This is a genomic window from Telluria sp. LT1R51-2, assembly GCF_059685775.1.
The window spans coordinates 292,719-318,275 of record NZ_JCASIM010000002.1 but is presented as its reverse complement, the minus strand read 5'-3'; the positions used below and the strand labels follow the sequence as shown (position 1 = coordinate 318,275).

36 protein-coding genes and 1 tRNA gene are annotated in these 25,557 nt (G+C 61.6%); 26 read left to right on the top strand and 11 right to left on the bottom strand.

Translation table 11 applies throughout. The features are described from left to right. Positions 1-21 precede the first annotated feature (21 nt). The 3 genes from tuf (at position 22) to AC56LH_RS19665 (ending at position 2,696) form a co-directional block, all read left to right on the top strand. A complete protein-coding gene (gene tuf, locus AC56LH_RS19675) occupies positions 22-1,215 on the top strand; it encodes an elongation factor Tu (protein ID WP_183554297.1) in 1,194 nt (397 codons plus the stop codon). A gap of 189 nt (positions 1,216-1,404) precedes the next feature. Next, positions 1,405-1,719: a 30S ribosomal protein S10 gene (gene rpsJ, locus AC56LH_RS19670; RefSeq protein WP_183554295.1), complete on the top strand. Its 315-nt coding sequence runs from the start codon at positions 1,405-1,407 to the stop codon at positions 1,717-1,719. 362 nt (positions 1,720-2,081) lie between these two features. Continuing rightward, the gene (locus AC56LH_RS19665) at positions 2,082-2,696 is read left to right on the top strand and encodes a hypothetical protein (protein ID WP_499648963.1); all 615 of its coding nucleotides are present in this window, start codon (positions 2,082-2,084) and stop codon (positions 2,694-2,696) included. A gap of 249 nt (positions 2,697-2,945) precedes the next feature. Here the strand turns inward: AC56LH_RS19665 and AC56LH_RS19660 are convergent, their stop codons facing one another. The 8 genes from AC56LH_RS19660 to AC56LH_RS19625 all read right to left on the bottom strand — a co-directional run bounded on the left by AC56LH_RS19660 (position 2,946) and on the right by AC56LH_RS19625 (position 11,178). Continuing rightward, positions 2,946-4,286: a TerD family protein gene (locus tag AC56LH_RS19660; RefSeq protein ID WP_499648961.1), complete on the bottom strand. Its 1,341-nt coding sequence runs from the start codon at positions 4,284-4,286 to the stop codon at positions 2,946-2,948. Further along, positions 4,283-5,200 carry an HpcH/HpaI aldolase/citrate lyase family protein gene (locus AC56LH_RS19655; RefSeq protein WP_499648959.1) on the bottom strand — a complete coding sequence of 306 codons (918 nt, stop codon included), beginning with the start codon at positions 5,198-5,200 and terminating at the stop codon, positions 4,283-4,285. The genes AC56LH_RS19660 and AC56LH_RS19655 overlap by 4 nt, the downstream gene beginning before the upstream one ends. After that, positions 5,193-6,284, bottom strand: coding sequence for a cysteine protease StiP family protein (locus AC56LH_RS19650; protein ID WP_499648957.1), 1,092 nt, complete (start codon positions 6,282-6,284; stop codon positions 5,193-5,195). The genes AC56LH_RS19655 and AC56LH_RS19650 overlap by 8 nt, the downstream gene beginning before the upstream one ends. Next, positions 6,281-7,045, bottom strand: a complete 765-nt coding sequence (locus AC56LH_RS19645) for an HAD family hydrolase (protein WP_499648956.1) — start codon at positions 7,043-7,045, stop codon at positions 6,281-6,283. Before AC56LH_RS19645 ends, AC56LH_RS19650 begins: the two co-directional genes overlap by 4 nt. Further along, entirely contained in the window at positions 7,023-8,201 is a 1,179-nt protein-coding gene (locus AC56LH_RS19640; RefSeq protein WP_499648954.1) for a phosphoribosyltransferase domain-containing protein, read from the bottom strand. Before AC56LH_RS19640 ends, AC56LH_RS19645 begins: the two co-directional genes overlap by 23 nt. Continuing rightward, positions 8,198-9,217 carry an ATP-grasp domain-containing protein gene (locus AC56LH_RS19635; protein ID WP_183554283.1) on the bottom strand — a complete coding sequence of 340 codons (1,020 nt, stop codon included), beginning with the start codon at positions 9,215-9,217 and terminating at the stop codon, positions 8,198-8,200. Before AC56LH_RS19635 ends, AC56LH_RS19640 begins: the two co-directional genes overlap by 4 nt. Positions 9,218-9,302: 85 nt before the next feature. Further along, a complete protein-coding gene (locus tag AC56LH_RS19630; RefSeq protein WP_183554281.1) occupies positions 9,303-9,878 on the bottom strand; it encodes a TerD family protein in 576 nt (191 codons plus the stop codon). 166 nt (positions 9,879-10,044) lie between these two features. Further along, the gene (locus tag AC56LH_RS19625) at positions 10,045-11,178 is read right to left on the bottom strand and encodes an epoxide hydrolase family protein (protein ID WP_499648952.1); all 1,134 of its coding nucleotides are present in this window, start codon (positions 11,176-11,178) and stop codon (positions 10,045-10,047) included. A 159-nt stretch (positions 11,179-11,337) separates the two neighbouring features. On the opposite strand from AC56LH_RS19625, the gene AC56LH_RS19620 reads away from it, so the two are divergent. Continuing rightward, positions 11,338-12,093, top strand: a complete 756-nt coding sequence (locus tag AC56LH_RS19620) for an SDR family NAD(P)-dependent oxidoreductase (protein ID WP_499648950.1) — start codon at positions 11,338-11,340, stop codon at positions 12,091-12,093. 10 nt (positions 12,094-12,103) lie between these two features. Here the strand turns inward: AC56LH_RS19620 and AC56LH_RS19615 are convergent, their stop codons facing one another. From AC56LH_RS19615 to AC56LH_RS19605, 3 genes are read right to left on the bottom strand one after another with little or no spacing between them, the layout of a single operon-like run. After that, complete coding sequence (locus AC56LH_RS19615) at positions 12,104-12,994, bottom strand: AraC family transcriptional regulator (RefSeq protein WP_499648949.1); 891 nt, start codon at positions 12,992-12,994, stop codon at positions 12,104-12,106. Between the two features lie 28 nt (positions 12,995-13,022). Next, entirely contained in the window at positions 13,023-14,138 is a 1,116-nt protein-coding gene (locus AC56LH_RS19610; RefSeq protein WP_499648947.1) for a mechanosensitive ion channel family protein, read from the bottom strand. After that, on the bottom strand, positions 14,135-14,458 hold the full coding sequence (locus tag AC56LH_RS19605) for a hypothetical protein (RefSeq protein WP_499648945.1): 324 nt from the start codon (positions 14,456-14,458) through the stop codon (positions 14,135-14,137). The genes AC56LH_RS19610 and AC56LH_RS19605 overlap by 4 nt, the downstream gene beginning before the upstream one ends. Before the next feature lie 302 nt (positions 14,459-14,760). Here AC56LH_RS19605 and AC56LH_RS19600 point away from each other — a divergent pair. From AC56LH_RS19600 to secY, 22 genes are all read left to right on the top strand, one after another. Next, positions 14,761-14,837 (top strand) — tRNA-Val (locus AC56LH_RS19600). A 276-nt stretch (positions 14,838-15,113) separates the two neighbouring features. Continuing rightward, entirely contained in the window at positions 15,114-15,770 is a 657-nt protein-coding gene (rplC, locus tag AC56LH_RS19595) for a 50S ribosomal protein L3 (protein ID WP_183554268.1), read from the top strand. 3 nt (positions 15,771-15,773) lie between these two features. After that, positions 15,774-16,394 carry a 50S ribosomal protein L4 gene (gene rplD, locus AC56LH_RS19590; protein ID WP_183554266.1) on the top strand — a complete coding sequence of 207 codons (621 nt, stop codon included), beginning with the start codon at positions 15,774-15,776 and terminating at the stop codon, positions 16,392-16,394. After that, complete coding sequence (gene rplW, locus AC56LH_RS19585; RefSeq protein ID WP_183554264.1) at positions 16,391-16,708, top strand: 50S ribosomal protein L23; 318 nt, start codon at positions 16,391-16,393, stop codon at positions 16,706-16,708. Before rplD ends, rplW begins: the two co-directional genes overlap by 4 nt. Further along, complete coding sequence (gene rplB / locus AC56LH_RS19580; protein ID WP_183554262.1) at positions 16,708-17,535, top strand: 50S ribosomal protein L2; 828 nt, start codon at positions 16,708-16,710, stop codon at positions 17,533-17,535. Before rplW ends, rplB begins: the two co-directional genes overlap by 1 nt. Positions 17,536-17,544: 9 nt before the next feature. Beyond that, positions 17,545-17,820: a 30S ribosomal protein S19 gene (gene rpsS / locus AC56LH_RS19575; RefSeq protein WP_119811777.1), complete on the top strand. Its 276-nt coding sequence runs from the start codon at positions 17,545-17,547 to the stop codon at positions 17,818-17,820. After that, positions 17,817-18,149, top strand: coding sequence for a 50S ribosomal protein L22 (gene rplV / locus AC56LH_RS19570; protein ID WP_183555278.1), 333 nt, complete (start codon positions 17,817-17,819; stop codon positions 18,147-18,149). The genes rpsS and rplV overlap by 4 nt, the downstream gene beginning before the upstream one ends. An 11-nt stretch (positions 18,150-18,160) precedes the next feature. Beyond that, complete coding sequence (rpsC, locus tag AC56LH_RS19565; RefSeq protein ID WP_332530667.1) at positions 18,161-19,000, top strand: 30S ribosomal protein S3; 840 nt, start codon at positions 18,161-18,163, stop codon at positions 18,998-19,000. 2 nt (positions 19,001-19,002) lie between these two features. Next, complete coding sequence (gene rplP, locus AC56LH_RS19560) at positions 19,003-19,422, top strand: 50S ribosomal protein L16 (protein WP_145653055.1); 420 nt, start codon at positions 19,003-19,005, stop codon at positions 19,420-19,422. Between the two features lie 12 nt (positions 19,423-19,434). Continuing rightward, the gene (gene rpmC, locus AC56LH_RS19555; protein WP_183554257.1) at positions 19,435-19,626 is read left to right on the top strand and encodes a 50S ribosomal protein L29; all 192 of its coding nucleotides are present in this window, start codon (positions 19,435-19,437) and stop codon (positions 19,624-19,626) included. After that, positions 19,623-19,895 (top strand): 30S ribosomal protein S17, encoded by a 273-nt coding sequence (rpsQ, locus tag AC56LH_RS19550; RefSeq protein ID WP_183554240.1) that lies wholly within the window; start codon positions 19,623-19,625, stop codon positions 19,893-19,895. Before rpmC ends, rpsQ begins: the two co-directional genes overlap by 4 nt. A gap of 233 nt (positions 19,896-20,128) precedes the next feature. Further along, positions 20,129-20,497, top strand: a complete 369-nt coding sequence (rplN, locus tag AC56LH_RS19545) for a 50S ribosomal protein L14 (protein WP_183554239.1) — start codon at positions 20,129-20,131, stop codon at positions 20,495-20,497. 9 nt (positions 20,498-20,506) lie between these two features. Then, complete coding sequence (rplX, locus tag AC56LH_RS19540; protein ID WP_171085179.1) at positions 20,507-20,821, top strand: 50S ribosomal protein L24; 315 nt, start codon at positions 20,507-20,509, stop codon at positions 20,819-20,821. A 6-nt stretch (positions 20,822-20,827) separates the two neighbouring features. After that, positions 20,828-21,367, top strand: coding sequence for a 50S ribosomal protein L5 (gene rplE / locus AC56LH_RS19535; protein ID WP_123069942.1), 540 nt, complete (start codon positions 20,828-20,830; stop codon positions 21,365-21,367). A gap of 5 nt (positions 21,368-21,372) precedes the next feature. Beyond that, positions 21,373-21,678, top strand: a complete 306-nt coding sequence (rpsN, locus tag AC56LH_RS19530) for a 30S ribosomal protein S14 (RefSeq protein ID WP_183554238.1) — start codon at positions 21,373-21,375, stop codon at positions 21,676-21,678. 14 nt (positions 21,679-21,692) lie between these two features. Next, positions 21,693-22,088, top strand: coding sequence for a 30S ribosomal protein S8 (gene rpsH, locus AC56LH_RS19525; RefSeq protein ID WP_183554237.1), 396 nt, complete (start codon positions 21,693-21,695; stop codon positions 22,086-22,088). Between the two features lie 10 nt (positions 22,089-22,098). Next, positions 22,099-22,632, top strand: coding sequence for a 50S ribosomal protein L6 (gene rplF, locus AC56LH_RS19520; protein WP_183554236.1), 534 nt, complete (start codon positions 22,099-22,101; stop codon positions 22,630-22,632). An 11-nt stretch (positions 22,633-22,643) separates the two neighbouring features. Next, positions 22,644-23,006, top strand: a complete 363-nt coding sequence (gene rplR / locus AC56LH_RS19515) for a 50S ribosomal protein L18 (RefSeq protein ID WP_183554234.1) — start codon at positions 22,644-22,646, stop codon at positions 23,004-23,006. A gap of 12 nt (positions 23,007-23,018) precedes the next feature. Then, positions 23,019-23,537 (top strand): 30S ribosomal protein S5, encoded by a 519-nt coding sequence (gene rpsE / locus AC56LH_RS19510; RefSeq protein ID WP_183554232.1) that lies wholly within the window; start codon positions 23,019-23,021, stop codon positions 23,535-23,537. Between the two features lie 11 nt (positions 23,538-23,548). After that, positions 23,549-23,728 carry a 50S ribosomal protein L30 gene (rpmD, locus tag AC56LH_RS19505; protein WP_123069947.1) on the top strand — a complete coding sequence of 60 codons (180 nt, stop codon included), beginning with the start codon at positions 23,549-23,551 and terminating at the stop codon, positions 23,726-23,728. A 28-nt stretch (positions 23,729-23,756) separates the two neighbouring features. Next, positions 23,757-24,188, top strand: a complete 432-nt coding sequence (gene rplO / locus AC56LH_RS19500) for a 50S ribosomal protein L15 (protein WP_183554230.1) — start codon at positions 23,757-23,759, stop codon at positions 24,186-24,188. 28 nt (positions 24,189-24,216) lie between these two features. Next, complete coding sequence (secY, locus tag AC56LH_RS19495) at positions 24,217-25,551, top strand: preprotein translocase subunit SecY (RefSeq protein WP_183554228.1); 1,335 nt, start codon at positions 24,217-24,219, stop codon at positions 25,549-25,551. Positions 25,552-25,557: the final 6 nt, after the last annotated feature.

Genomic DNA, 25,557 nt, shown 5'->3' with positions numbered 1-25,557 from the left:
TTTCTTTAAAGGAATCTGGAAATGGCAAAAGGTAAATTCGAACGGACCAAGCCGCACGTCAACGTCGGCACCATCGGTCACGTTGACCACGGCAAAACCACCCTGACGGCTGCTATCGCAACCGTCCTGTCGAAGAAATTCGGCGGTGAAGCCAAGGCCTACGATCAGATCGATGCGGCACCGGAAGAAAAAGCACGCGGCATCACCATCAACACCGCGCACGTTGAGTACGAGACCGAAAACCGTCACTACGCACACGTTGACTGCCCAGGCCACGCCGACTACATCAAGAACATGATTACCGGTGCTGCGCAGATGGACGGCGCGATCCTGGTGTGCTCGGCTGCTGACGGCCCAATGCCACAGACCCGCGAGCACATCCTGCTGGCCCGTCAAGTTGGCGTTCCATACATCATCGTGTTCCTGAACAAGTGCGACCTGGTCGACGACGCAGAACTGCTGGAACTGGTCGAAATGGAAGTGCGTGAGCTTCTGTCGAAGTACGAGTTCCCAGGCGACGACGTCCCAATCATCAAGGGTTCGGCACGTATGGCCCTCGAAGGCAAGCCGGGCGAGATGGGTGAAGAATGCATCACCCGTCTGGCCGAAGCACTGGACACCTACATCCCAACGCCAGAGCGCGCTGTTGATGGCGCGTTCCTGATGCCAGTGGAAGACGTGTTCTCGATCTCGGGTCGCGGTACCGTTGTGACCGGTCGTGTCGAGCGCGGCGTTGTCAAAGTCGGCGAAGAAATCGAAATCGTCGGCATCATCGACACCGTCAAGACCACTTGCACCGGCGTGGAAATGTTCCGCAAGCTGCTGGACCAGGGTCAAGCTGGCGACAACGTCGGCCTGCTGCTGCGCGGTACCAAGCGTGAAGATGTCCAGCGTGGTCAGGTCCTGGCAAAGCCAGGTTCGATCAAGCCGCACAACCACTTCACCGGCGAGATCTACGTTCTGTCGAAAGACGAAGGCGGCCGTCACACCCCGTTCTTCAACAACTATCGTCCACAGTTCTACTTCCGTACGACTGACGTGACCGGTTCGATCGAGCTGCCAGCAGACAAAGAAATGGTCATGCCAGGCGACAACGTGTCGATCACCGTCAAGCTGATCAACCCGATCGCGATGGAAGAAGGTCTGCGCTTCGCAATCCGCGAAGGCGGCCGTACCGTCGGCGCCGGCGTTGTTGCAAAAATCCTGCCTAACTAATCAGGGCAAGATGGTGTATCGGCTCTCTTTCGGGAGAGTCTGATTGACACAACGATGGGGACAGACTTTTCGGTCTGTCCCCATCTGTTTGGGTGGGAACGATGTTATACTCCCGCCTCTTGTGCAGTAACGAAGTATCTCGACCACATTGCCGGCACCAAGCCGGAACGTTCTTTTAAAGGAAATCGCATGTCCGCTAACCAGAAAATCCGTATTCGCCTGAAAGCATTCGACTACAAGCTGATCGACCAGTCGGCCCTGGAAATCGTCGAGACCGCGAAGCGCACCGGCGCCGTCGTCAAAGGCCCAGTCCCACTGCCAACCCGTATCCAGCGTTTCGACGTGCTGCGTTCGCCACACGTGAACAAGACCTCGCGCGACCAGTTCGAAATCCGTACGCACCAGCGTCTGATGGACATCGTGGACCCAACCGACAAGACCGTTGACGCACTGATGAAGCTCGACCTGCCAGCTGGCGTCGATGTCGAAATCAAACTGCAGTAATCGCATTTAAGTGTTGGCGGCATTGGCCGCCGATGCTGCAAGAAGCCAGGTTGACCGCACTGCGGGCAACCTGGCTTTTGTCATTTCTGGATGCGACTCTCTATCATGCCTGGTGCATGAACTGCGTTCTGGCAGCCATCTAGCATTGTCGGCCCGGGTAGGGCGTGATGTAATCGACGGGTTTACTTGTTTGATTGTCCATCCATGCGTCAGATGCACGTTATTCCCGTTATACGCGCCATGACCTGGCGCGATCTCGTCGGCCTGGCGATCTCGGTGCCATACGCGCAGGCATGGGTGCAGGGGAACCACTGGCGCAGCGGGAAAGGGCATCATGTGATGACGCCAACCGTCAGCATGCCATGCTGATGCAAGAGCAGGGCGCAAGGAGCCGCGCCGGATCCGTCGCGTTGATCGTGCTGGCGCATGTGCTGTTCGTGCTCGCCTTGCTGCACTACGCCAGTCCCCGCCCCGACAATGCCAGCACACCGGTCGACTACATCGCGTTTGCGTTCATCGTGGCGCCGGTGCCGGTGCCGGTGCCGCAGGCGCGCAGCGCGCCCCCACCCATTGTCGTCCCGGCCGTCCGGCCACCCCGCATCCCCAAGCCGCGTGCGATGCCAGCGTCGCCTGAGCCGATGACAATCATCACACCGTCGGAGCAAGCTGCATCGGCCACGCCGACCGAGAGCGTAACGGCGCCGGCACCGGCATCGGCGCCAACCGCAAAACTGGACATGGAGTCGCTGCGCGGCCTGGCCCGGCAGGTGGAGAAAGAGCATGTGCCAACCGCACTGGAACGCGTGCGTACCGCCGAACAGATGCGCTCTCGCGACGACAACAAACTGTCGCGCGCAATCAACGAAGCGAAGAGCCCGGACTGTCAGAAAAAGTACTCCAGCGGCGACAAGCTCAACCTGATCCTACTGGTCCCGCTGGCCATCGACACGATCACCGGGACCGGCTGCAAATGGTAGCTGTCACAAACAGCGCGCCACAGCCGGGGTCAGGTCTGACATTCGGACACGAGCTCTACCGCACGTTGATTGGCAACGTAATCAAATGCGTGTTCTCGGACCGACGTGCCCCATCGACTCGTGCAACATTGCCTAAAGCTGAGGTCGTGTCCAAATGTCAGACCTGACCCCGGCTTTGCTAAAGCTGAGGTCGTGTCCGAATGTCAGACCTGACCCCGGCTTTGTGACCCCGGCTTTTTTACGGCCAGCTTATTTGCTGCCGGTTTTCCAGCGCATGCCGAAGCCGAAGTGGCGGTCCATCAGTTCGTGGGCGCTGGTGGTGCCTTGCTGCTGGAAGTATTCGGCCAGTTTGGTGATGACCAGCTGGCCGCTGCGGTTTTCGATCAGCGCGATGGCGCACATGATCTGGCGGTCGCCGCCGTCGAGTTTGACTTCCACCGGCGCCTGGCCTGGTGCGGTGATCGTCACCACGCCATTGGTCACGCTCCAGTTGGCCGCGCCTTCGTAGATGAACGAGAAGATCACGGCGCGCTTGATCTGGTCGAAGCGCTCGCCGTTGATGAACAGGTTTTCGCCATTCGCGGCGGCGCCCGTGCGGTCGTCGGCGTCGAGCTTGATAAATGGATCGCGCTCGTAGTCGCCGAACGTGTTGCCCAGTGCTTGCACAAGACCGCGGCGGCCATCCATCAGCTCATACATGCAGCCCAGATCGAGGTCGATGCCGGTGCGGCCCTTGCGCGATGCTTGCGCCTTGTTGGCCATCTCGCCCGCCTTGTGCGCGAGGTCGCCCGCCATGCTGGTCAGGCGGTCGAGGAAGCCACCGCCCCTCGCTGCTGCGGCCGGTGGCGGCGTGGAGGGTGCCGGTGGCGGCGCGATCGCGGCCTGGTTCCAGTTCAGGTTGACGTGGATGCGGCCATAGCCGCCGCCCGCGCGCTTGTCGAGCGAGACCTTGTCACCGCGTTTGTCGAGCGTGATTTTTGATAGCGAGACGCGCGGCGTGGCTGGTGTCGCAACGGGGGCAGGCGCTGGCGTGGACACTGGCGCAGGCGCTGGCGTTACAGACTTCGATGACGACCCCGCCTCGGCACCGCCAAAGTGCGCGAGCAGCGCCGACAGGCCGCCACTGAAACCCTGGCCGACTGCGCCGAAGCGCCACTGGCCATCGCGGCGGTACAGCTCGGCCACGATCACGGCTTTCTCGTCGCCGAAGTCGGCGCCGGACCACGGGAAGCGCAGCGCGCTGCCCAGCGTGAGCGAACTCGCACCCAGCGTGCGCATGCTGGCCGCGCCGTCGATCGCGGCGACGAATACCAGCTTGGCGATCGATGCCGGCAGCTGGTCGAGGTTCACGGCGAAGCTGGCGCGGCTCGGCGACTGGTTCAGGCGCACCGCGCCTTCCGGGCTGGCCAGCTGGTTGTAGAAGACCATGTAGCGGTCGTCGGACAGCTTGTCGTTGGCGTCCAGGCCGAAGCAGGAGACATCGACCGAGGCGCCGTTGGCGGCAATTTCGACATCGACGTTGAAGACGTGGCCGCTGCCGAGATCGGCCAGCTTGCCTTTCTGGCCGCGCGAATAGGTGGTCATGTTCATGAGGGTTCCCCTTCCAGGAATGGTTTGTGATCCAGTTCGGCGCCGTGGAAACCGAACAGGCGCGATTGCTCGACCGTGCGTTCGGCCCAGGCGCGATGGGTGGCGACTTCGCACATGGCGTCGTTCATGCGAAACACGGCCGGTGCCGACTGGTCGAGAATCGCGCGCGCCACCGCCAGGTCTTGCGGCGACACCTTGAAGTGCTGCTCGATCGGCGCGATCTGGGTCGGATGGATGGCGGTCTTGCCGATCATGCCATGCGCCAGGTCTTCGATGACTTCCTGGTCCAGCAGCTCGGGCAGGTCGAGGTATTCGAACACGGGCGCGGTCAGCATGAAACCGTAGGGCCGGAACGTGGTGACCAGGCGCGAGATGACGGGGCCGAGCGGCGTGCGGTACAGCGTCATGCCGCGCGGTCGGCGCAGGCCCAGCAGCGCCAGCAGATCGTTGCCGCCAATGCGCAGCGCCAGGATGCGATGGCGTACGCCGGGCGCTTCGAGCACCGCGCGCAGGCCCTGCATCTCGTGGTCGTCAAAGGCTTCGGCCGTTTCCAGCGTCGGCATCAACACGTGCTCGGTGTGCCGCAGCAGGCGGTAGTAGTTGTCGAAGTTGTGGCGGGTGATCTTGGGCAGCACGAAACCTGTGAGCTTGTCGGCGCCCGGCATGGCCAGCACGCGCTCGAGCACTTCGGTATTGCGTACCCGGACGAAGCGGTCGGCCGCCACGTCCACGCGCATATTGGCCAGCACCACCGACAGGTTGAACAGCGAATAGCTCAGCTCCCGGTCGGCGATGGCGTCCTCGGTGCAGAAGATCAGCGACCGCGCGTGCGGGATCAGGTCGCCATTGGCGATCTCCGCCAGGTCCTTGTGATTGGCCGGCACATACAACGACGCGCCCAGTGATTTAGCCATCGGATGCACTCCTGATCAGGGATACTGCGTGGTAGGGCAGGCCCGGGTCGATCTCGACCGGGACCTGTTTTTCTTCGGCCAGCGCGGCCAGGTGCGCAACATCCGGCGCATCCGCCTCGCGCAGTACCAGGAGGCGCGGCACGCGTCGCAGCAGCACGCGCGTGGCTTCGCCGATGCCCGGCTTGACGAGGTTGACGTCGGCCACGCCATAGCGCCCCATCGCGGCGCCGAGATAGGCTTGCGAGCGTGCGCGCGCCGCCTGCGCGTCCATCGGCTGCGCCTCGGCGACATCCGCCGCCAGGGCCAGCGCGGTCAGGTCATCGGCGAACTTTTGGGAGCGGTCGATGTCGGCAAAGTCCGCATAGAACACACAGCCGTGAAATTCGTCTTCACCCAGATCGTCGGGCATGACGGTGCGGCTCACAAGACCAGACACCGTCGCATTCAGGATGCTCGACGGGATCAGGTAATCGTCGCACGAGGCGGCGCAGGCGGCAGCGCCAGCCAGATCCGACAGCACGTACAGGCCCGCGTCGATCGCCACGCCGTAACGCGCATTGAGTGCGTCGACCGAGCCGGCCAGTTCGCGCGCGATGACGCCCTTGCCGGTCCAGCCGTCGACGAACACGATCGATTCGGGCGCGTGGCCCTGGGCCAGGATGTGGCGCAGGGCGGCCGCGTCGATGCCACGGTCGCGCACGATCGACACGCAGTAATGCACGGCGTCGCGCCCGAACCGCTCGCGCAGCAGGCGCGCCACCACCACGCCCACCGGCGTGCCGGCACGCGCCAGCGAAACGATCGTGACCTGCTGCGCGCGGCGCCCCGCGATCAGGCCCGCCAGACGCAGGCAATCCTGCGCCATGCGCAGGTTGTTGGCGGCGCAGGCGGCGTCGAACAGGCGCATGTAGCGCCCGGACGGTGCGGATTCCGGCGACAGCATCTGGCTGTAGTGGCGCTGGCCGCTCTGGATCAGCGCTTCCTTTTCGGCGACATTGACGAAGTCCTGCTGCGGCAGGCGGCGCAGAAGAAAGTCGACGTCGCCATCGCGATAGCTGCCCGGAAAGCGGACATGCGAGATCACAGCGCCCCCACGGTGACGCCGGCCAGCTGCGTGCCGCGCGGGATGATCGCGTAGTCACAGGCGGCCATGAAGCGTGCATCCGAGCGGCTGTCGCCCATGCCGAAGGTGACGATCTCGCCGTGTTCGGCCTTCAGGCGCGCCGTGATGTGCGCGACCGCATGGGCCTTGTCCAGCGCCCTGGGCAGGATCGCCAGGTTGTTGCCGTTGCGGTGGACGACGTAGTCGCGGTTGCCGTCCGCGATCCACGGCCGCACCACGTGTTCTTCGAGCGGCGCGAGGCGTTCGCTCAGCTTGTCCGGGTCTTTCACGACCAGGAAGAACGGCGTGCCGATATCTTCGATCATGCGCGCGCGGCCGGCGTAACCGGTGCGCTCGCCATGGGCGTCGATGTGGGCCGCGAGCTCCAGCAGGCCGGGTAGGGCAGTGTGCATTGCCGTGCGCACGCCCTCCAGAAAAGGCCGGTCGATCGCGCCGCCCGGTTCGAGCACGACGCCGCCGTAGTTGATGACGGCGTAACTGTTGAATGGCAGGTGCACGCGGCGCAGGCCATCGAGGTCGCGCGCCGTGGTCGGGATCATCGTCATCCCGTCCTGCAGCAGCGCGAGAAACGAGCGCTGGGCCGGGGTCGTGTACGAACAGATGCTGCCATCCTTGTAGTACGCAGCAGGCTGCAGCGCATCGGGGGCATCCCGGTGCGCGCCGCACTTGCCAAAGGTCTGGAACAGCGTGTCGTCCAGGTCAGCGAACAGGAACTTCTTCAACGTGGTCCTCGGACTGGAAGTGGAACAGGCGCGCGCGCAGGGTCTCGGCCAGCGCGAACAGCGCGGGGCCGGGGGCAGTTTCAAAGCACAGCAGGACATGGTCGTACTGGCCGGGTGCGACGTTGTACAGGTAGTTGGCGATGCCTTCGCCGTAGTTGTCGGGGAAGGTCAAGGCGTGGCCCACCGCGCCCCAGGTCAGGATCGGCGAGCGGGTCGTCGACTGCACCACCACGTCGACGCCGCGCGCCTGCAGGGCCGCGCCCAGCAGCGTGGACGCGTGCATGAATTCGCCGGTGCCCAGCACCAGCACGCGGCTGCCGGGGGCGAACTCGCCGGCCAGGCGCGTGGCCAGGGCGGTCGGCGCTTGCACGGCGTGGTCGATCCCCAGGCGACCGAACGTGCTGCTGGCGCCGCGGTCGGCGTCGTGCTCGAAGCGCTGGGCGGCACCCTGGTCCGGTGGCAGCGGGCCTTGCGCAAACGTGAACTGGCCGTCGACCAGCGCACCGATGGTGGCCGGCAGGCCGAAGCGCGCATCGAGTTCGCCGGGGGCGGCCGGGCCCATGAAATTGGTGATCGTCGCCAGGTGCACGCGCTCGATGCCGGGGTTCAGGCGCTGGCAGGCGGCGGCCAGGTTGACGAAGGTATTGCCGGTGCTGGCTTCATCGTCGACCATCACGACCGTGCGCGCCGCCATGAACAGCGCGTGCAGCGCCGGATCGGTGGGCTCGTGCAGGAACTGGCGCGGCGCGTGGCTGTGCGCCTCGGCGAATTCGATCAGCGGCCCGGCGCCCACGCGGTAGCGCGTGGTGTACAAAAACAGCGCCTGCTGCGCCGGATGCGCGCGCAGCCAGGCTTCGAACACACCCTGGCCCAGGCCAATCGCGGTTTCGGCCATCGCGATGAAGAGCACCGGGCCATCAACCCGCGGCACCGTGGCCGCCAGGCGCTCGTGCACGGCCAGCATCGCGCCGGGCGACGCTGGCCAGTGCTTGCCCAGCACCTTGCTCAAGAAAAGGAAGCCGCGCTTGGCATTGGCGCGCGCGGCAAAGCCGAGCAGTTCGTCAACCTCGGCCGCGCCGCTGTCGATGCGCAGTTCGAGCGTGCCGGTGGGCAGTTCGATGCGCTGCAGGGTGGAGGAAGGCGCAGCCATGGTCATGCCAGTTCCGTGGCGACGCTGACTTCGGCCACGCGCATGCCGTTGGCTACCGGTGGCACGGTGACGCTGTCGAAGCCGTCGGCAAAGCAGCGCAGCGCGATGTACGGCAGGTTGGGGCCGGCCAGGCACGCCATGGCGATGCCGCCCGACATGCGCGGGTTGATCTCCAGAAGGCGGGGACGGCCGCCGCCTTCGCGGAACTGGGCGTTGAACACGCCGTTCAGGCGGTAGTCGGCGCACAGGCGCGTGGTGGCGTCCAGGATGTCCTGGCGCATGTCGATCAGCTGACCGCTGCCTGCCTGCGGCAGCTTGCGGCGCACGACGGCGGTCACCAGGCGGCCGTTGTCGCCGACGCAGTCGACGCTGTATTCGGGGCCTTCGAGGAACTCCATCAGGAGCATGGTGCGAAATTCGCCCATTTCGGCCAGGCCGCGGCGCAGGTCGTCGTAGCCGACGTGGTACTCGGCGCCGGCCAGCAGCAGCGCGGCGCTGCTGCGCGCTTCATCGACGATGGCAAAGCCCAGGCCGTAGATCGAATGCGACGGCTTGACGCACAGCTTGGCGTGACGCGGGCGCAGTTCGGCCCAGGCAGCGTCGAATTGGGCGATGTTTTCAAAGACGCGAAACTCGGCCACCGGCGCGTCGGGCAGCACGGTTTCGGCGTAGAAGTCGGCCTTGTCGTGGATGCGTTTGAGTTCGGCCGGCGGCGCCGCCGACAGCACGCGCGTGCCAATCTCGGCAAAGCGCCCCAGTTCGGACGCCAGCAGCGTGGCTTCACGACCGGGCACGAAGATGTCGATTTTCTGTTCGCGGCAGAAGGCCAGGCACCAGTCGATATACGCCTCGCCCTTCAGGCCGACCGGCTCGATATGAAATTCGTGGGCCAGGCGCGCAGCGGGCGCATGGCGGTTGGCGTTGCTGTGAACGATGGTGAAACGGCCGTCAGTATCGGCCTCGCGAATCAGCTTGATCGCAGCATTGACGGACGAAAAAGTCCTGTTGTACCAAACGCGCATGCGCTATTTCCTGAAGATGTTGCAGACAGGGCCCGCATCTAGCGCGGGCCCGGGGGATTACATGGCGAACGGCGAGACGAACGACTCAGACGTTGACGCCGAACGAGCGGGCCAGAGGACCCAGGCCGCCCTTGAAGCCCTGGCCGACGGCGCGGAATTTCCATTCGCTGCCATGGCGGTACAGTTCACCAAAGATCATCGCGGTTTCGGTTGAGCTGTCTTCGGACAGGTCATAGCGCGCGATCTCGGTTTCGCCGGCAGCGTTCAGGCAGCGGATGTATGCCTTGCTGACCTGGCCGAAGCTCTGGCGGCGCGCCTCGGCATCGTGGATGGTGACGCAGAACGAGATCTTGTCGATGTCGGCCGGCACGCGGTTCAGTTCAACGGCGATCTTTTCGTCGTCGCCCTCGCCCTGGCCGGTGGTGTTGTCGCCTGCGTGGACCACGGAACCGTCGGTCGACTTCAGGTTGTTATAGAAAATGAAGTCGGTATCGCCGCGCACTTTGGCGTCGGTCTTGAGCAGGAAGGCGCTGCCGTCCAGATCGAACGCGGAACCGTCGGTCGAGCGGGGATCCCAGCCCAGGCCGATGATGACCTTGGTCAGGCCCGGTGCTTCCTTGCTCAGGTTGACGTTGCCGCCTTTTTGCAGACTGATTGCCATACGAACTCCTTGTTCCGTTGAGGGTTGACTGGCCGCCGGTGGACTGGCGAACCTCGGGATGGTGCCGCCAATATAGGCGGTAACCGATCAATTGTACATGGGGCTACGGCGCGCGGATTTCAACCGTTTTTCATAGGGGGATGTACGTACTTGGGGCTCACAAAAGTCATGCGCGCGCACGCAGTGGGCGAAAGAACGCGCGGATCTCTTCGGCCAGCATCGCAGGCTGTTCAAGCGCCGCGAAATGCCCGCCCGCCAGCATCGTGTTCCACTGGCGCACGTCAAAGCTGCGCGCGACCCAGCTGCGCGGCGGCATCGGCAGCTCGAACGGGAACACGGCCACGCCCAGCGGCGGCGCAACGCGCGCCCTCAGCGTCATGGGCCGGGCGCGGCCTTCGACATACATGCGAAAGGATGACCCGATCGATCCCGTGAACCAGTACAGGCTGATATTGGCCAACAGTGTGTCGAGGTCGATGGGGCCATCGCTCCAGGCCTGGAATTTTTCGGCGATCCACGCGGCCAGGCCGGCCGGCGAATCGTGCAGGCCCACTGCCAGCGTGTGCGGCTTGGTGCCCTGCAGACGCGCGTAGGCGCCTTCGCGGTCCAGAAAGTCGGCGGCGCGGCGCAGGAAGTCCTGTTCGTCGTCCGTCAGCTGTTCACCATCGGCCAGCGGTGGCCGGAACGAACCGGGGATGTAGTTCAGGTGCATGCCGATGATCTGCTCCGGGAAGCGCTGGCCCAGCCAGGCGCTCACGCCGGCGCCGATGTCGCCGCCCTGCGCGCCGAAGCGCGGGTAGCCCAGGCCTGTCATCAGTTCGGCCCACAGGCCCGCGGTTTCGAACGCGCCGATGCCCTTGTGCGTGGGTTGCGACGAATAGCCGAAGCCGGGCAGCGACGGCGTTACCACGTGAAAGCTGTCGCGCGGATCGGCGCCGTGCGCGCCCGGGTCGGCCAGCAGCGGGATGATCGCTTCCATCTCGAGAAACGAGCCGGGCCAGCCATGCGTGAGCACCAGCGGCATCGGATCGGGCCCGGCGCCGCGCTGGTGGACAAAGTGGATAGTGTGGTCCTGCACGCGTGCACGGTACTGCGGCAGGCGATTCAGCCGCGCTTCGACCGCGCGCCAGTCGAAGCCGTCGCGCCAGCGCGCCGGCAACTGCGCCAGGAAAGCGGGATCGATGCCTTCGCTCGATCCCTGGCCGGCGATGGCTGGCGCGAGGCGGGTACGCGCCAGGCGCGCGTGCAGATCGGCCAGATCTGCCTCGGGAACGGCGATATGAAACGGTGCGATGTGCATGGCGGTCGGGATGCTGGGAAGGTAGTGTCGATTGTAAGGTGCTCTGGAGACGGCGCACGATTTGAAGGATCAGGCAAAGACCGGCCAGCTTCCGGCAACGGCGCGGGCGGCGCGGCTCACATACTGGTGGCTCTCTCCAACCTACAAGGAATCACCATCATGACCACGATCGCTCTCATTACCGGCGCCAGCCGCGGCCTCGGACGCAACACCGCACTGCACATTGCCCGCCGCGGCGGCGACGTGATCGTCACCTACCAGAGCCGCGAAGCCGAGGCCCAGAAAGTGGTCGAAGAAATCCGCGCATTGGGCCGCCAGGCGCTGGCGCTGCAGCTCGACGTGGGCGACGTCGCCAGCTTTCCCGCGTTTGCCGCCAGCCTGCGCACGGCGCTAAGCACTACCTGGGGGCGCGAACAGTTCGACCACCTCGTCAACAATGCCGGCCACGGCGCCATGGCGCCCATTGCCGACACCACCGAGGCGCAGTTCGACCACCTGGTCGACGTCCACTTCAAGGGCGTGTTCTTCCTCACGCAGGCGCTGCTGCCGCTGTTGGCCGATGGTGGGCGCATCGTGAACCTGTCGTCGGGCCTCACCCGTTTCGCGCTCCCGGGCTTTGGTGCGTATGCGGCCGTCAAGGGCGCGGTCGAGATCCTGAGCCTCTATCTTGCCAAGGAACTGGGCGGGCGCGGCATCGCGGTCAATACCGTGGCGCCTGGTGCGATCGAAACGGATTTCCTGGGTGGCGCAGTGCGCGACACGCCGGACCTGAACGGGGTATTTGCCGGCATGACGGCGCTGGGCCGGGTGGGGGTGCCGGACGATATCGGGCCGATGATTGCGAGCCTGCTGGGGCAGGACAATCGCTGGATCAACGGCCAGCGCATCGAAGTCTCGGGCGGGCAGGCGATTTGATGGCTTGAGCTCAGGCGGCGTGCAGGCGCTCGTGCGCGGCGCTCACGTCGCGCACCGGCGGCAGCCCGAACATGCGCCCGTACTCGCGCGTGAATTGCTGCACGCTTTCATAGCCGACCGCATGGGCGGCCGTGCTGGCGTTGACGCCGTCGGCGAGCATCAGGCGGCGCGCCTCGATCAGGCGCAGCTGCTTCTGGAACTGCAGTGGCGTGAGCGAGGTCACCGCGCGAAAATGCTGGTGGAACGAGGAAGGACTCATGCCGGCCAGGCTGGCCAGCTGCTCTACCGGGAGCCGGCGTGCATAGTCGGTGCGCAGCAGCGCGACGGCGCGCGCCACGCGGCGCACGTGACTGTCGGGCAGGCCAAGGCGCCGCACCGCCGCGCCATGGCGGCCGGCCAGCAGCCAGTAATGGAATTCACGCACCAGCGCTGCCTGCAGCACCGGCAGCGCGGCGGGCCGCTCGATCAGTCCCATCAGGCGCAGGGCGGTGTCCGCCAGGTGCGCATCGGTCGGCGCGCTGCGTACCGGCGCGCCGGTGGTGTCTTCGATCGTCGCCATGTCGGTGGCCAGATCGGCAATCACGGCGGGATTCAGGTCGAGCACCAGTGAACAATAGGGCGCCGCGCTGCTGGCCTGCGTGATCTGGCTGAGGGTGGGCACGTCGGCCATGATCAAGAGAGAGTCGCCCGCATGGAACGTCAGCGTTTGTCCGCCCGTGCTGACCTCTTTGCTGCCTTGCAGGACCAGGCAGGCCAGCGGGCGGGCGATCTGGCTGGTCAAAGCGCTGCGCTCGTTCACGCGGATCGCGACCAGGCCGGCGATCGGCGTGGGCGCGATGCCGTCGCGGTCGGCCTGGAGGACGGCGTAGCGCAGGACGCGGGCAAGAAGTGGCGTGTGCATGCGCCAAGTGTAGCGCGAGGATGCCGCGTCAGGCAGCCTTTCCGAGCGATGCATCGGCGTCGTTGCCTGCCTGGGCGCTGTCGTGCGGCCGCGCTTCACGCGTGAGCTGCACGGTCTGCACTGGCAAGGCCAGCGCCACGTCCTGCGCCTGCAGCAGCGCCACGATGCGCAGATAGATCTCCTGCTGGATATCCATGTAGATCGTGTAGTCGGTGTTGTCGACGTAATACACGACTTCGTAGTTGAAGCTCGGCGCGGCCAGGCCGCTCAGGTGGGCGCGGTCGAAGCGTACCTGCGGCTGGGCGCGCACGATCTCTTCCAGCAGTGCCGGCAGCGCGCGCAGGATGGGTTCAGGTGTGCGGTGCGACACGCCGAACCCGAACACGACACGGCGCGACGCCATCCGGCGCAGGTTCTGGATGCGGCTCTTGAGCAGGTCGTTATTCGAAAACACGATCTGCTCGCCGCCCAGGCTGCGCACGCGGGTGGTCTTCAGGCCGATCTTCTCGACCGTGCCGAGCATCTTGTCGACGATGATGAAGTCGCCCACGACGAACGGTTTGTCGAGCACGATCGAGAGCGACGCGAACAGGTCGCCCAGGATGCTCTGCACGGCCAGCGCGATGGCGATACCGCCGATACCCAGGCTGGCCACGAGCGTGGTGATGTTCACGCCCAGGTTGTCGAGCACCATCAGCGCAACAATCGCCCACAGCGCGACGCGTACCAAAAAAGTGACAGCGGCCGACGAGGTGACGCGGTCCGGGTCTTCGCTGCTGCGCTGCGCGCGCGTGACGCGCAGCCAGGTGCGCAGGCCCGTATCGCCCCACAGCGCGACCTGGATCAAGAGCGCCGTGATCGCGAAGCGGCCGATGAACAGGTCTGCTTTGGCGGGCAGGGTCAGCAGGCTGGCGCCGACATACAGGCCGACAAAGCCCAGCACCACCAGCTTCGTTGAGCGCAGCGTGGCGGCGGCGATGTCGTGCAGCAGCGCGGGCGTGCCCGTTTCGGTCTGCGTGGCCCCCGCGCCCAGGCGCCGCGCGATGATGGACTTGAGGGCGTCCAGGCCGATGGTCACGGCCACCATGGCCGCCAGGGCGATCAGCCAGTCGGCCACGGGATTGGCAAGGATGATGTAGTTCATGTCAGGCCCTGGTACGCCGCTTCATCGGCGCCCACCGTCAGCGCGTCGTATAGTGTGGTCCTCATCGCGTTGGCGTCGTACGGATTGACCCGCAGCGCGCCGTGCAGCTTGTCGGGGAACGAGAAGACGATCGGCCAGAACGCCTCTTTCGGGAACTTCTTGTGGAGCACGTCCAGGTATTGACCGGCCGAGAACAGTTCGCGGATGCGGCGCCGCGCCTCATGGGTGCCGGGCAGCAGCGTGCCGTCGAGATCGGTAGCGAGGACAAGGCGGGAAGGGTCGAGCAGGCGGGGCCAGCGTTGTGTATCAATGACAGTCATGTTGTACATCCTTGCAGCAATGCGTCCGCCAGCAGACCAGGGTGGACTGACGGCGCAGGTAGGGGAAAGGCGGAGGAGGGCGGACGGCGCCGGCATGGATGCCGGAAAGCATGTGCGCGGGGTGCGCACGACGAAGCCCGTCCTCGAACTACATTTGCACAATATCATTGTGAGGTAGCCGATACAACCGGCGATTCGTTTCGGCGCTGTCACGGCACAATGTCGATGTTCTGCCGAAAAGTTGAATCACCGAAAAAAGCTATTGCAAAAGTTCCAGCATGCCTCGTATAATTCGGCTCCCCGGGCGGTTAGTTCAGTTGGTTAGAATACTTGGTCGACATCCAAGGGGTCGCAGGTTCGAATCCTGCACCGCCCACCAGAAATTCAAGTCGCAGGCTCCCAGCAATGGTTGATGCCTGTAGAGACAAGGCGCACGATGCTGTGCCTGTCTGTGCCGTTCAGCTCGAACGGATTCTTCATTCTCCAGATACTGCGAAAAGCGCAACAGGACCGGTTTCGATGCCGATTTTTCCTGTTGCGCCGTTGCCGTTTGCGCGCTATACTAGCCGGCTTCGGTACGGGTGCGTCTTTTATTGCCCGTATTATTTAGTAGTTCAACTACCCCCGCCCAATCGTAGGTGGGAATGGAGAAAAAATGAGCTTGGGCCTTCTCGGTCGCAAGGTTGGCATGATGCGTATCTTCACGGACGAGGGTGATTCAATCCCTGTCACCGTGCTGGATGTGTCGAACAACCGTGTCGCACAAATCAAAACCCCTGAAACTGATGGCTACACCGCAGTTCAGGTCGTCTACGGTCAACGTCGTGCTTCGCGCGTGACGAAAGCCGCTGCCGGTCACTACGCCAAAGCTGGCGTCGAAGCCGGTACGATGCTGAAAGAATTCCGCATCGATTCCACCAAAGCCGCCGAACTCAAAGCCGGTGACACCATCGATGCTTCGCTGTTCGAAGTGGGCCAGAAAATCGACGTGCAAGGCACCTCGATCGGTAAGGGCTACGCCGGTACCATCAAGCGTCACAACTTCGCATCTGGCCGTGCTACCCACGGTAACTCGCGTTCGCACAATGTTCCTGGCTCGATCGGTATGGCCCAGGATCCAGGCCGCGTGTTCCCAGGCAAGCGCATGACCGGTCACATGGGCGACGTCACCGTCACCACCCAGAACCTGGAAGTGGCTCGCATCGACACCGAACGTCAGCTGCTGCTGATCAAGGGTGCCGTACCTGGCGCGAAGAACGGCCAAGTGGTCGTCAAGCCTGCTGTTAAAACCAAACTCAAGAAAGGAGCGTAAGCCATGGAACTGAAGCTCCTGAATGAGCAAGGTCAAGACGGCGCCAATGTTGCAGCCGCCGATGAAGTGTTCGGTCGTGAATACAACGAAGCCCTGATTCACCAAGTCGTCGTCGCCTACGCTGCTAACGCACGTGGCGGTAACCGCAAGCAGAAAGATCGTGAAGAAGTCCACCACACGACCAAGAAGCCATGGCGCCAAAAAGGTACCGGCCGCGCTCGTGCTGGTATGTCGTCGTCGCCACTGTGGCGCGGCGGTGGTCGTATCTTCCCGAACAGCCCAGAAGAAAACTTCACGCACAAAGTTAACAAGAAGATGTTCCGCGCAGGTATCTGCTCGATCTTCTCGCAACTGGCCCGCGAAGGCCGTCTGAGTGTCGTCGAGAACCTGTCGATCGAAGCACCAAAGACCAAGCTGCTGTCGCAGAAACTGCTGGGCATGGGTCTGGACTCGGTCCTGGTGATCACCGATACCATCGATGAAAACCTCGAGCTGGCATCGCGCAATCTGCCGCACGTTCTGGTCGTTGAGCCTAAGCACGCTGACCCGATGTCGCTGGTGTTCTACAAGAAAATCCTGGTCACGAAAGCTGCTCTGGCCAAGATCGAGGAGATGTACGCATGAGCGCCGCAATCAAATTTAGCGAAGAGCGCCTGATGAAGGTGCTGCTGGCTCCGATCATTTCCGAGAAGGCTACCTTCGTCGCGGAAAAGAACGAGCAGATCGTGTTCAAGGTCATGCCTGACGCGACCAAGCCAGAAATCAAGGCTGCTGTCGAACTGCTGTTCAAAGTCGAGGTCGAATCGGTCCAGACGTTGAACCGTGAAGGCAAGCAGAAGCGTTCGGGCCGTTTCAACGGTCGTCGCAACCACACCAAGCGTGCTTTCGTGTGCCTGAAGCCAGGCCAGGAAATCAATTTTGTCGAGGAGGCTAAATAATGGCACTCGTTAAGATGAAGCCAACCTCCCCAGGCCGTCGCGGCATGGTGAAAGTTGTGACTGAAGGCCTGTACAAAGGTCGTCCGTTCGCAGCCCTGGTTGAAAAGAAATCGAAAACTGCCGGCCGTAACAACAACGGTCACATCACCACCCGTCACATGGGCGGCGGTCACAAGCAGCATTACCGTCTGGTCGACTTCAAGCGCCAGAAGGACGGCATCCCTGCCAAGGTCGAGCGTATCGAATACGACCCGAACCGTACCGCGCACATTGCACTGCTGTGCTACGCGGACGGTGAGCGTCAGTATGTCATCGCCACCAAGAACATGGCTGTCGGCGATAGCATCATGAATGGCTCGGAAGCGCCGATCAAAGCAGGTAACTGCCTGCCGATCCGCAACATCCCGGTCGGTACCATCATGAACTGCGTCGAAATGCTGCCAGGTAAGGGTGCCCAGATGGCCCGTACCGCCGGCGCCGGCGTCGTGCTGATGGCACGTGAAGGCACCTACGCTCAGGTCCGCCTGCGCTCGGGTGAAGTCCGTCGCGTGCACATCGAGTGCCGCGCTACCATTGGCGAAGTCGGCAATGCCGAACACAGCCTGCGCAAGATCGGTAAAGCTGGCGCGATGCGCTGGCGTGGTGTTCGTCCAACCGTTCGCGGTGTGGTCATGAACCCTGTCGATCACCCGCACGGTGGTGGTGAAGGTAAAACTGCAGCCGGTCGTCACCCAGTGTCCCCATGGGGCCAGCAGACCAAGGGTAAGAAGACGCGTTCGAACAAGCGTACTTCGTCGATGATCGTTTCGCGCCGCGGCAAGAAATAAGGATAAAAAATGACTCGTTCATTGAAAAAAGGGCCGTTTATTGACGCCCACCTGGTGAAAAAAGTCGAAGCCGCGCAAGCGAACAAAGACAAAAAGCCAGTCAAAACCTGGTCGCGCCGCTCGACGATCTCCCCAGACTTCATCGGTCTGACGATCGCTGTTCACAACGGCAAGCTGCACGTTCCTGTGTATGTGTCGGAGAACATGGTCGGCCACAAGCTCGGCGAGTTCGCGCTGACCCGTACGTTCAAGGGCCACGCCGCTGACAAGAAGGCGAAAAAATAATGGAAACTAAAGCTATCCTCAAAGGCGTGCGCCTGTCGGAACAAAAAGGCCGCCTGGTGGCCGATCTGATCCGCGGCAAGAAAGTTGATGCAGCACTCAACATTCTGCAATTCAGCCCAAAAAAGGGCGCGACGATCATTAAGAAGGTTCTCGAGTCGGCGATCGCCAACGCGGAACACAATGATGGCGCGGACATCGACGAACTGAAAATCGTTCAGATCTATGTCGAAAAGGGCCCGATCCTGAAGCGTTTCACGGCACGTGCAAAAGGCCGCGGCGATCGTATTTCTAAACAATCCTGTCACATTTACGTGACTGTCGGTAACTAAGGAGTCACAGAATGGGTCAGAAAATCCACCCTACCGGCTTCCGCCTGGCGGTCACCCGTAACTGGTCGTCGCGTTGGTATGCTGGTAACGGCAACTTCGCAGCCATGCTGCTGGAAGACCTGGAAGCACGCGCTTTCCTGAAAAAGAAGCTGAAGAACGCTTCGGTCGGTCGCATCGTCATCGAGCGTCCTGCCAAGAACGCGCGTTTCACCATTTACTCGTCGCGTCCTGGTGTCGTGATCGGTAAAAAAGGCGAAGACATCGAAGTGCTGAAGTCGTCGCTGGCGAAGATCATGGGCGTGCCAGTGCACGTCAATATCGAAGAGATCCGCAAGCCTGAGATCGATTCGCAGCTGATCGCCGATTCGATCTCGCAACAGCTCGAGAAGCGCATCATGTTCCGTCGTGCAATGAAGCGCGCGATGCAAAATGCAATGCGTCTGGGCGCTGTCGGCATCAAGATCATGTCGTCGGGTCGTCTGAACGGCATCGAAATCGCACGTACCGAATGGTACCGCGAAGGTCGCGTGCCACTTCACACCCTGCGCGCCGATATCGACTACGGCACCAGCGAAGCATCGACCACGTACGGCATCATCGGCGTCAAGGTCTGGGTCTACAAGGGCGACCGTTCGGTCACCGGCGAAGCACCAGTCATCGACACCCCGCCGGACGACAAGAAGCCACGCGGCCCACGTCGTGACGATGGCAAGCCATCGCGCGGCCCACGCCCAGCAGGCGGCGCACGTCCAGCCGCAGCGCCAGTTGTCCGCGCTCGTCCAGCTGTCAAGCTGGCGACCCCGGCTGCCGCTGCACCTGCTGCTGCCCCAGCTGAGAAAGCAGGAGAATAAGCATGCTGCAACCATCGCGCAGGAAGTATCGTAAAGAGCAGAAAGGCCGTAACACCGGCATTTCGCACACCCGCGGCACCGCGGTCTCGTTCGGTGAATTCGGTCTGAAGGCAGTTGCCCGCGGCCGTATCACTGCACGTCAGATCGAAGCGGCACGTCGTGCCATGACCCGTCACATCAAACGTGGCGGTCGTATCTGGATCCGTATCTTCCCGGACAAGCCGATTTCGAACAAGCCAGCTGAAGTTCGTATGGGTAACGGTAAAGGTAACCCGGAATACTACGTCGCTGAAATCCAGCCAGGCAAAGTCCTGTATGAGATGGACGGCGTTGATGAAACCCTGGCGCGCGAAGCATTCCGCCTGGCCGCTGCCAAACTGCCACTGGCAACCACGTTCGTGGTTCGCCAGGTCGGTCAATAACAGGAGTTGTATATGAAAGCATCGGAACTCCGCGGCAAGGACCAGGACGCGCTGCAGAAGGAGCTGAACGAGCTGCTCAAGGCCCAATTCGGTCTGCGCATGCAAGTCGCCACCCAGCAGCTCGGGAATACCTCGCAGCTCAAGAAAGTACGTCGCGATATCGCGCGTGTGAAGACTGTGATGAACACGAAGGAAGCCAAATGAACGACACCACTAAAACGGCGCTGAAGCGTACGCTGGTCGGTAAAGTCGTGTCCGACAAAATGGACAAGACGGTAACCGTACTGATCGAACGTCACGTCAAGCATCCGCTGTACGGCAAGATCATCGTGCGCTCGAACAAGTATCACGCGCACGACGAAGCGAACGAAGCGAAAATTGGCGACACCGTCGAGATCGCAGAAGGTCGCCCGATCTCGAAGACGAAAGCCTGGACGGTCACCCAGGTGCTGTTGGTAGCACCAGTCCTCTAAGCTTTAAAAATTGTCTTGCGTGGCCCGCTGGTATCTGAGATACTAGCGGGCTTCGTTCATGTGTTGCCGCAGTTTGTCCCCCTCGGCAAGTGCGGCCTGTAACGAAGAGCGTTATTGGAAAGTCCAATCACCCAATCGTGGTGCTCCAGCAGGGGCGTTACGGCGGGACCAAGACTGACCGCAGGCCCACAAATTGTGGGGTTTCTTCGGCTTAAGTTGGGAAAGAAAATACTATGATTCAAACCGAAAGCCGGCTCGAAGTAGCCGACAACACGGGTGCAAAGGAAGTTCTGTGCATCAAGGTGTTGGGCGGCTCGAAGCGCCGTTACGCGAGCATTGGCGACATCATCAAGGTCACCGTTAAAGTCGCAGCCCCACGTGGTCGCGTCAAAAAAGGTGAAATTTACAATGCCGTGGTTGTGCGCACCGCAAAAGGTGTGCGTCGCCCGGATGGTTCCCTGGTCAAGTTCGACGGCAATGCCGCTGTCCTGCTGAACGCCAAGCTGGAGCCAATCGGTACCCGTATCTTCGGACCAGTGACGCGCGAGCTGCGCACTGAAAAGTTCATGAAGATCGTGTCGCTGGCACCTGAAGTTCTGTAAGGATACGACATGGATAAGATTCGTAAAAACGACGAAGTCATCGTTCTGGCCGGGAAAGACAAGGGCAAGCGCGGTGTCGTTCAACAGCGTGTAGACGCTGAACACGTCATCGTCGAAGGCGTCAACGTCGCTAAAAAAGCGACCAAGCCTAACCCGATGACCGGTGTTACTGGTGGTATCGTCGACAAGACAATGCCGATTCACGTGTCGAATGTCGCGCTGTTCAACGCAGCGACCGGCAAGGCAGATCGCGTTGGCTTCAAAGACCAGGATGGCAAAAAAGTCCGCGTCTTCAAGTCGAGCGGCGAAGTAGTGAAGGGGTAAGAATAAATGGCCCGTCTCCAAGCAATTTACAAAGAAAAAGTCGTCGCCGAGCTGACCGAGAAATTCGGTTACAAGTCGGTGATGGAAGTGCCACGTCTGACCAAGATCACCCTGAACATGGGTCTGTCGGAAGCAGTCGCTGACAAGAAGATCATCGAGCACGCCACTGGCGACCTGACGAAGATCGCCGGCCAGAAGCCAGTGATCACCAAGGCACGCAAGGCAATCGCTGGTTTCAAGATCCGCGAAGGCTACCCGATCGGCACGATGGTGACCCTGCGCGGCGCCCGCATGTACGAATTCCTGGACCGCTTCATCACCGTGGCTCTGCCGCGCGTGCGTGACTTCCGCGGTGTCAATGGTAAATCGTTCGATGGTCGCGGCAACTACAACATCGGTGTCAAGGAACAGATCATCTTCCCAGAGATCGACTACGACAAGATCGATGCACTGCGTGGCATGAACATCTCGATCACCACGACTGCTAAGACCGACGAAGAAGCCAAAGCGCTGCTCGCCGCCTTCAAATTCCCGTTCAGGAACTAAGAGCAATGGCAAAACTTTCACTGATTAACCGCGAAAAGAAGCGTGCAGACCTGGTGGAGAAATTCGCCCCGAAGCGTGCCGCTCTTAAAGCGATCATCGACGACCAGTCGAAGACGGAAGAAGAACGCTACGAAGCGCGTCTGAAGCTGCAGGCTCTGCCGCGCAACTCGGCGCCGACCCGTCAGCGTAACCGCTGCGCCATCACTGGCCGTCCACGTGGCACATTCCGTAAATTCGGTCTGGCACGTACCAAAGTCCGCGAATTCGCCATGAAGGGCGAAATTCCTGGTATGACCAAAGCAAGCTGGTAATAGGAGAATATGCAATGAGTATGAGCGATCCTATCGCCGATATGCTGACCCGCATTCGCAACGCACAAGTTGTTCAGAAAACCACGGTCGCAATGCCGTCGTCAAAAGTCAAGGTTGCCATTGCCAACGTCCTGAAGGACGAGGGTTACATTGAGGATTTCGCTGTCACCTCCGAAGGTGGTAAAGCGGAACTGAAAATCGGTTTGAAGTATTACACTGGCCGTCCGGTCATCGAGCGCCTTGAGCGCGTGTCCCGTCCAGGCCTGCGTATCTACAAAGGTAAAGACGAGATCCCAACCGTCATGAACGGCCTGGGCGTGGCAATCGTGTCGACTCCGCAAGGCGTCATGACTGATCGCAAAGCGCGCGCTACCGGTGTCGGTGGCGAAGTGATTTGCTACGTGGCTTAAGGAGTAGACGATGTCTCGAGTAGCTAAGATGCCTATCGCCGTCCCTGCCGGTGCCGAAGTCGCGATCAACGCGTCGTCGATCACCGTCAAGGGCCCGCTGGGCTCCCTGACCCAGGCCCTGAACGGCCTGGTCAAAGTGGAAAACAACAATGGCACGCTGACCTTCGACGTAGTCGATGATTCGCGTGAATCGAACGCCATGTCCGGCACCCTGCGTGCTCTGGTCAACAACATGGTAACCGGCGTGACCAAGGGCTTCGAGAAGAAGCTGAACCTGGTCGGCGTGGGCTACAAGGCAGCAGTGCAGGGCAACGCCCTGAACCTGTCCCTGGGCTTCTCGCACCCGGTGCTGCACGCAATGCCGGAAGGCGTTACTGCAGCAACTCCGACCCCGACCGAGATCCTGATCAAGGGTATCGATCGTCAAAAGGTCGGCCAGGTTGCCGCTGAAGTTCGCGCTTACCGCTCGCCTGAGCCTTACAAAGGCAAGGGTGTCCGTTATTCGGACGAAGTGGTGAAGCTTAAAGAAACCAAGAAGAAATAATCGGAGCTGACATGGACAAGAAAGAATCACGTCTGCGTCGTGGACGTCAGACCCGCATCAAGATCTCGCAGCTGGGCGTGAACCGTTTGTCGGTTCACCGCACCAACCTGCATATCTATGCGAACCTGATCAGCCCGGACGCAAAAGTACTGGTGTCGGCTTCGACTCTGGAAGCTGAAGTGCGTGCCGAGCTGGCAGGTCAGACTGGCGCCGGCGGCAACGCTGCAGCAGCCGCTCTGGTCGGCAAGCGCGTCGCAGAAAAAGCACTGAAAGCAGGAATCACCGAAGTCGCGTTCGATCGCTCCGGTTTCCGTTACCACGGTCGGGTGAAGGCGCTGGCGGAAGCCGCGCGTGAAGCCGGTCTGAAGTTCTAAGGAAGAATCGTCATGGCAAAAATGCAAGCGAAAATGGCAAGCGACAAGCCGGATGATGGCATGCGCGAGAAAATGATCGCGATCAACCGCGTGACCAAAGTGGTCAAGGGTGGTCGTATCATGGGTTTTGCAGCGCTGACCGTTGTCGGTGACGGCGATGGCCGCATCGGCATGGGCAAAGGCAAGTCGAAGGAAGTTCCAGTCGGCGTGCAAAAAGCGATGGAAGAAGCCCGCCGCAACCTGATCAAGGTGCCACTCAAGAACGGTACGCTGCACCACACCGTGTCCGGTCGTCACGGCGCCTCGCGCGTCATGATGATGCCAGCTAAGCCTGGTACCGGCGTGATCGCTGGTGGCGCAATGCGCGCTATCTTCGAAGTGATGGGCGTGACGGACGTGGTCGCTAAATCGACCGGCTCGTCGAATCCATACAACCTGGTGCGCGCAACTCTCGACGGTCTGTCGAAAATGAGCACTGCTTCCGACATCGCCGCCAAGCGTGGCAAGTCGGTCGAAGACATCCTGGGTTAAGGGGAAATCACATGGCTAACACCGTTAAAGTTCAGCTCGTCAAGGGCCTGATCGGTACCCGTCAGGATCACCGTGCCACCGTGCGCGGTCTGGGTCTGCGTCGCGTCAACTCGGTCTCCGAGTTGCAAGACACCCCGTCCGTGCGTGGCATGATCAACAAAGTATCGTACCTCGTGAAAGTGGTTTCGTAAGCCCTCGGGCTTGCGAACGGAGAAATCAATGGAACTCAATACCATTCAACCAGCTGACGGCGCCAAGCACTACAAGCGTCGCGTCGGCCGCGGTATCGGCTCCGGCATCGGCAAAACTGCCGGCCGTGGTCACAAGGGTCAAAAGTCGCGTTCGGGCGGCTTCCACAAAGTTGGCTTCGAAGGCGGTCAAATGCCTCTGCAGCGTCGTCTGCCAAAGCGTGGTTTCAAATCGCTGAACGCAACGTTCAAGGCTGAAGTGCGTCTGTCCGATCTGAACAACCTGGCCGTCGGCGAAGTCGACATCCTGGTGCTCAAAGCGGCTGGCGTCCTGTCGGTTCTGGCACGTGACGTGCGCGTCATCCTGTCCGGCGAGATCACCAAAGCGGTGAACCTCAAAGGCCTGAAAGTGAGCGCCGGCGCTAAAGCGGCAATCGAAGCAGCTGGCGGCTCGGTCGCGTAAAGCGATCGCTGCCTGATCGGAGCAAAAATTGGCGACTAATTCACAACTTGGTAAAAGCGCCGCTTCCGGATTCCCATGGGCCCGGCTGTGGTTTTTGCTTGGCGCGTTGGTCGTGTACCGCATCGGTGCTCATATTCCGGTCCCCGGGATTGACCCGGTGCAGCTCGCTGCGCTGTTCAAGCAGAACGAAGGCGGCATCCTGGGCATGTTCAACATGTTCTCGGGTGGCGCCTTGTCCCGCTTTACCGTGTTCGCGCTCGGCATCATGCCTTATATTTCGGCTTCGATCATCATGCAGCTTGCATCGATCGTTTCGCCGCAACTCGAGGCGTTGAAGAAAGAGGGCGAGTCCGGCCGCCGCAAGATTACCCAGTACACCCGTTACTTCACGGTTGCGCTGGCACTCTTCCAGGCGTTCGGTATCGCAGTCGCGCTCGAAGCGCAGCCTGGCCTGGTCATTGACCCTGGTCTCGGCTTCCGTTTCGTCACCATCGTGACCCTCCTGACCGGCACCATGTTTCTGATGTGGCTGGGCGAGCAGATCACCGAGCGTGGTCTTGGCAATGGCATTTCGATCATCATCTTTGCCGGTATCGCAGCAGGTTTGCCGTCGGCGCTGGGTGGCTTGTTCACTCTGGTGTCAAACGGTTCGATCGGCAGCTTCTCGGCCATCCTGATCGTTCTGCTGATCGCTGCGGTGACGTATGCGGTGGTGTTCGTGGAACGCGGACAGCGCAAGATTCTGGTTAATTACGCGAAACGCCAGGTCGGCAACAAGATCTACGGTGGCCAAACCAGCCACCTGCCCTTGAAGCTGAACATGGCAGGCGTGATCCCGCCGATCTTCGCGTCGTCGATCATTCTGTTCCCGGCGACGATTGTCGACTGGTTCACCCGTGGCAAGGATTCCAGCGGCCCGGTGATCGGGTTCCTGAAGGATCTGGCGGCGTCGATGGCGCCGGGCGAACCAATCCACGCGTTGCTGTATGCGGTGGCGATCGTGTTCTTCTGCTTCTTCTATACCGCGCTGGTATTTAACAGCAAGGAAACGGCGGACAACTTGAAGAAAAGTGGCGCGTTTGTACCGGGCATCCGTCCGGGTGATCAGACCGCTCGCTATATCGACAAGATCCTGATGCGCCTGACCCTGGCTGGTGCTGTCTACATCACCCTGGTGTGCCTGGTGCCGGAGTTCATGACCGCTCAGTGGAAGGTTCCCTTCTACTTCGGTGGCACGTCGCTCCTGATCATCGTTGTGGTGACGATGGACTTCATGGCACAAGTACAGAACTACGTCATGTCGCAGCAATATGATTCACTGCTGCGCAAGGCGAACTTCAAGGGTGGCGTCCCGACGCGATAAGTAGTC

Bases quoted from the DNA above. Each gene is read 5' to 3' on its own strand.
- tuf (WP_183554297.1), top strand. From the start codon at position 22: ATGGCAAAAGGTAAATTCGAACGGACCAAGCCGCACGTCAACGTCGGC.
- rpsJ (WP_183554295.1), top strand. From the start codon at position 1,405: ATGTCCGCTAACCAGAAAATCCGTATTCGCCTGAAAGCATTCGACTAC.
- AC56LH_RS19665 (WP_499648963.1), top strand. From the start codon at position 2,082: ATGCTGATGCAAGAGCAGGGCGCAAGGAGCCGCGCCGGATCCGTCGCG.
- AC56LH_RS19660 (WP_499648961.1), bottom strand. From the start codon at position 4,286: ATGAACATGACCACCTATTCGCGCGGCCAGAAAGGCAAGCTGGCCGAT.
- AC56LH_RS19655 (WP_499648959.1), bottom strand. From the start codon at position 5,200: ATGGCTAAATCACTGGGCGCGTCGTTGTATGTGCCGGCCAATCACAAG.
- AC56LH_RS19640 (WP_499648954.1), bottom strand. From the start codon at position 8,201: ATGACCATGGCTGCGCCTTCCTCCACCCTGCAGCGCATCGAACTGCCC.
- AC56LH_RS19635 (WP_183554283.1), bottom strand. From the start codon at position 9,217: ATGCGCGTTTGGTACAACAGGACTTTTTCGTCCGTCAATGCTGCGATC.
- AC56LH_RS19630 (WP_183554281.1), bottom strand. From the start codon at position 9,878: ATGGCAATCAGTCTGCAAAAAGGCGGCAACGTCAACCTGAGCAAGGAA.
- AC56LH_RS19625 (WP_499648952.1), bottom strand. From the start codon at position 11,178: ATGCACATCGCACCGTTTCATATCGCCGTTCCCGAGGCAGATCTGGCC.
- AC56LH_RS19620 (WP_499648950.1), top strand. From the start codon at position 11,338: ATGACCACGATCGCTCTCATTACCGGCGCCAGCCGCGGCCTCGGACGC.
- AC56LH_RS19615 (WP_499648949.1), bottom strand. From the start codon at position 12,994: ATGCACACGCCACTTCTTGCCCGCGTCCTGCGCTACGCCGTCCTCCAG.
- AC56LH_RS19610 (WP_499648947.1), bottom strand. From the start codon at position 14,138: ATGAACTACATCATCCTTGCCAATCCCGTGGCCGACTGGCTGATCGCC.
- AC56LH_RS19605 (WP_499648945.1), bottom strand. From the start codon at position 14,458: ATGACTGTCATTGATACACAACGCTGGCCCCGCCTGCTCGACCCTTCC.
- rplC (WP_183554268.1), top strand. From the start codon at position 15,114: ATGAGCTTGGGCCTTCTCGGTCGCAAGGTTGGCATGATGCGTATCTTC.
- rplD (WP_183554266.1), top strand. From the start codon at position 15,774: ATGGAACTGAAGCTCCTGAATGAGCAAGGTCAAGACGGCGCCAATGTT.
- rplW (WP_183554264.1), top strand. From the start codon at position 16,391: ATGAGCGCCGCAATCAAATTTAGCGAAGAGCGCCTGATGAAGGTGCTG.
- rplB (WP_183554262.1), top strand. From the start codon at position 16,708: ATGGCACTCGTTAAGATGAAGCCAACCTCCCCAGGCCGTCGCGGCATG.
- rpsS (WP_119811777.1), top strand. From the start codon at position 17,545: ATGACTCGTTCATTGAAAAAAGGGCCGTTTATTGACGCCCACCTGGTG.
- rpsC (WP_332530667.1), top strand. From the start codon at position 18,161: ATGGGTCAGAAAATCCACCCTACCGGCTTCCGCCTGGCGGTCACCCGT.
- rplP (WP_145653055.1), top strand. From the start codon at position 19,003: ATGCTGCAACCATCGCGCAGGAAGTATCGTAAAGAGCAGAAAGGCCGT.
- rpmC (WP_183554257.1), top strand. From the start codon at position 19,435: ATGAAAGCATCGGAACTCCGCGGCAAGGACCAGGACGCGCTGCAGAAG.
- rpsQ (WP_183554240.1), top strand. From the start codon at position 19,623: ATGAACGACACCACTAAAACGGCGCTGAAGCGTACGCTGGTCGGTAAA.
- rplN (WP_183554239.1), top strand. From the start codon at position 20,129: ATGATTCAAACCGAAAGCCGGCTCGAAGTAGCCGACAACACGGGTGCA.
- rplX (WP_171085179.1), top strand. From the start codon at position 20,507: ATGGATAAGATTCGTAAAAACGACGAAGTCATCGTTCTGGCCGGGAAA.
- rplE (WP_123069942.1), top strand. From the start codon at position 20,828: ATGGCCCGTCTCCAAGCAATTTACAAAGAAAAAGTCGTCGCCGAGCTG.
- rpsN (WP_183554238.1), top strand. From the start codon at position 21,373: ATGGCAAAACTTTCACTGATTAACCGCGAAAAGAAGCGTGCAGACCTG.
- rpsH (WP_183554237.1), top strand. From the start codon at position 21,693: ATGAGTATGAGCGATCCTATCGCCGATATGCTGACCCGCATTCGCAAC.
- rplF (WP_183554236.1), top strand. From the start codon at position 22,099: ATGTCTCGAGTAGCTAAGATGCCTATCGCCGTCCCTGCCGGTGCCGAA.
- rplR (WP_183554234.1), top strand. From the start codon at position 22,644: ATGGACAAGAAAGAATCACGTCTGCGTCGTGGACGTCAGACCCGCATC.
- rpsE (WP_183554232.1), top strand. From the start codon at position 23,019: ATGGCAAAAATGCAAGCGAAAATGGCAAGCGACAAGCCGGATGATGGC.
- rpmD (WP_123069947.1), top strand. From the start codon at position 23,549: ATGGCTAACACCGTTAAAGTTCAGCTCGTCAAGGGCCTGATCGGTACC.
- rplO (WP_183554230.1), top strand. From the start codon at position 23,757: ATGGAACTCAATACCATTCAACCAGCTGACGGCGCCAAGCACTACAAG.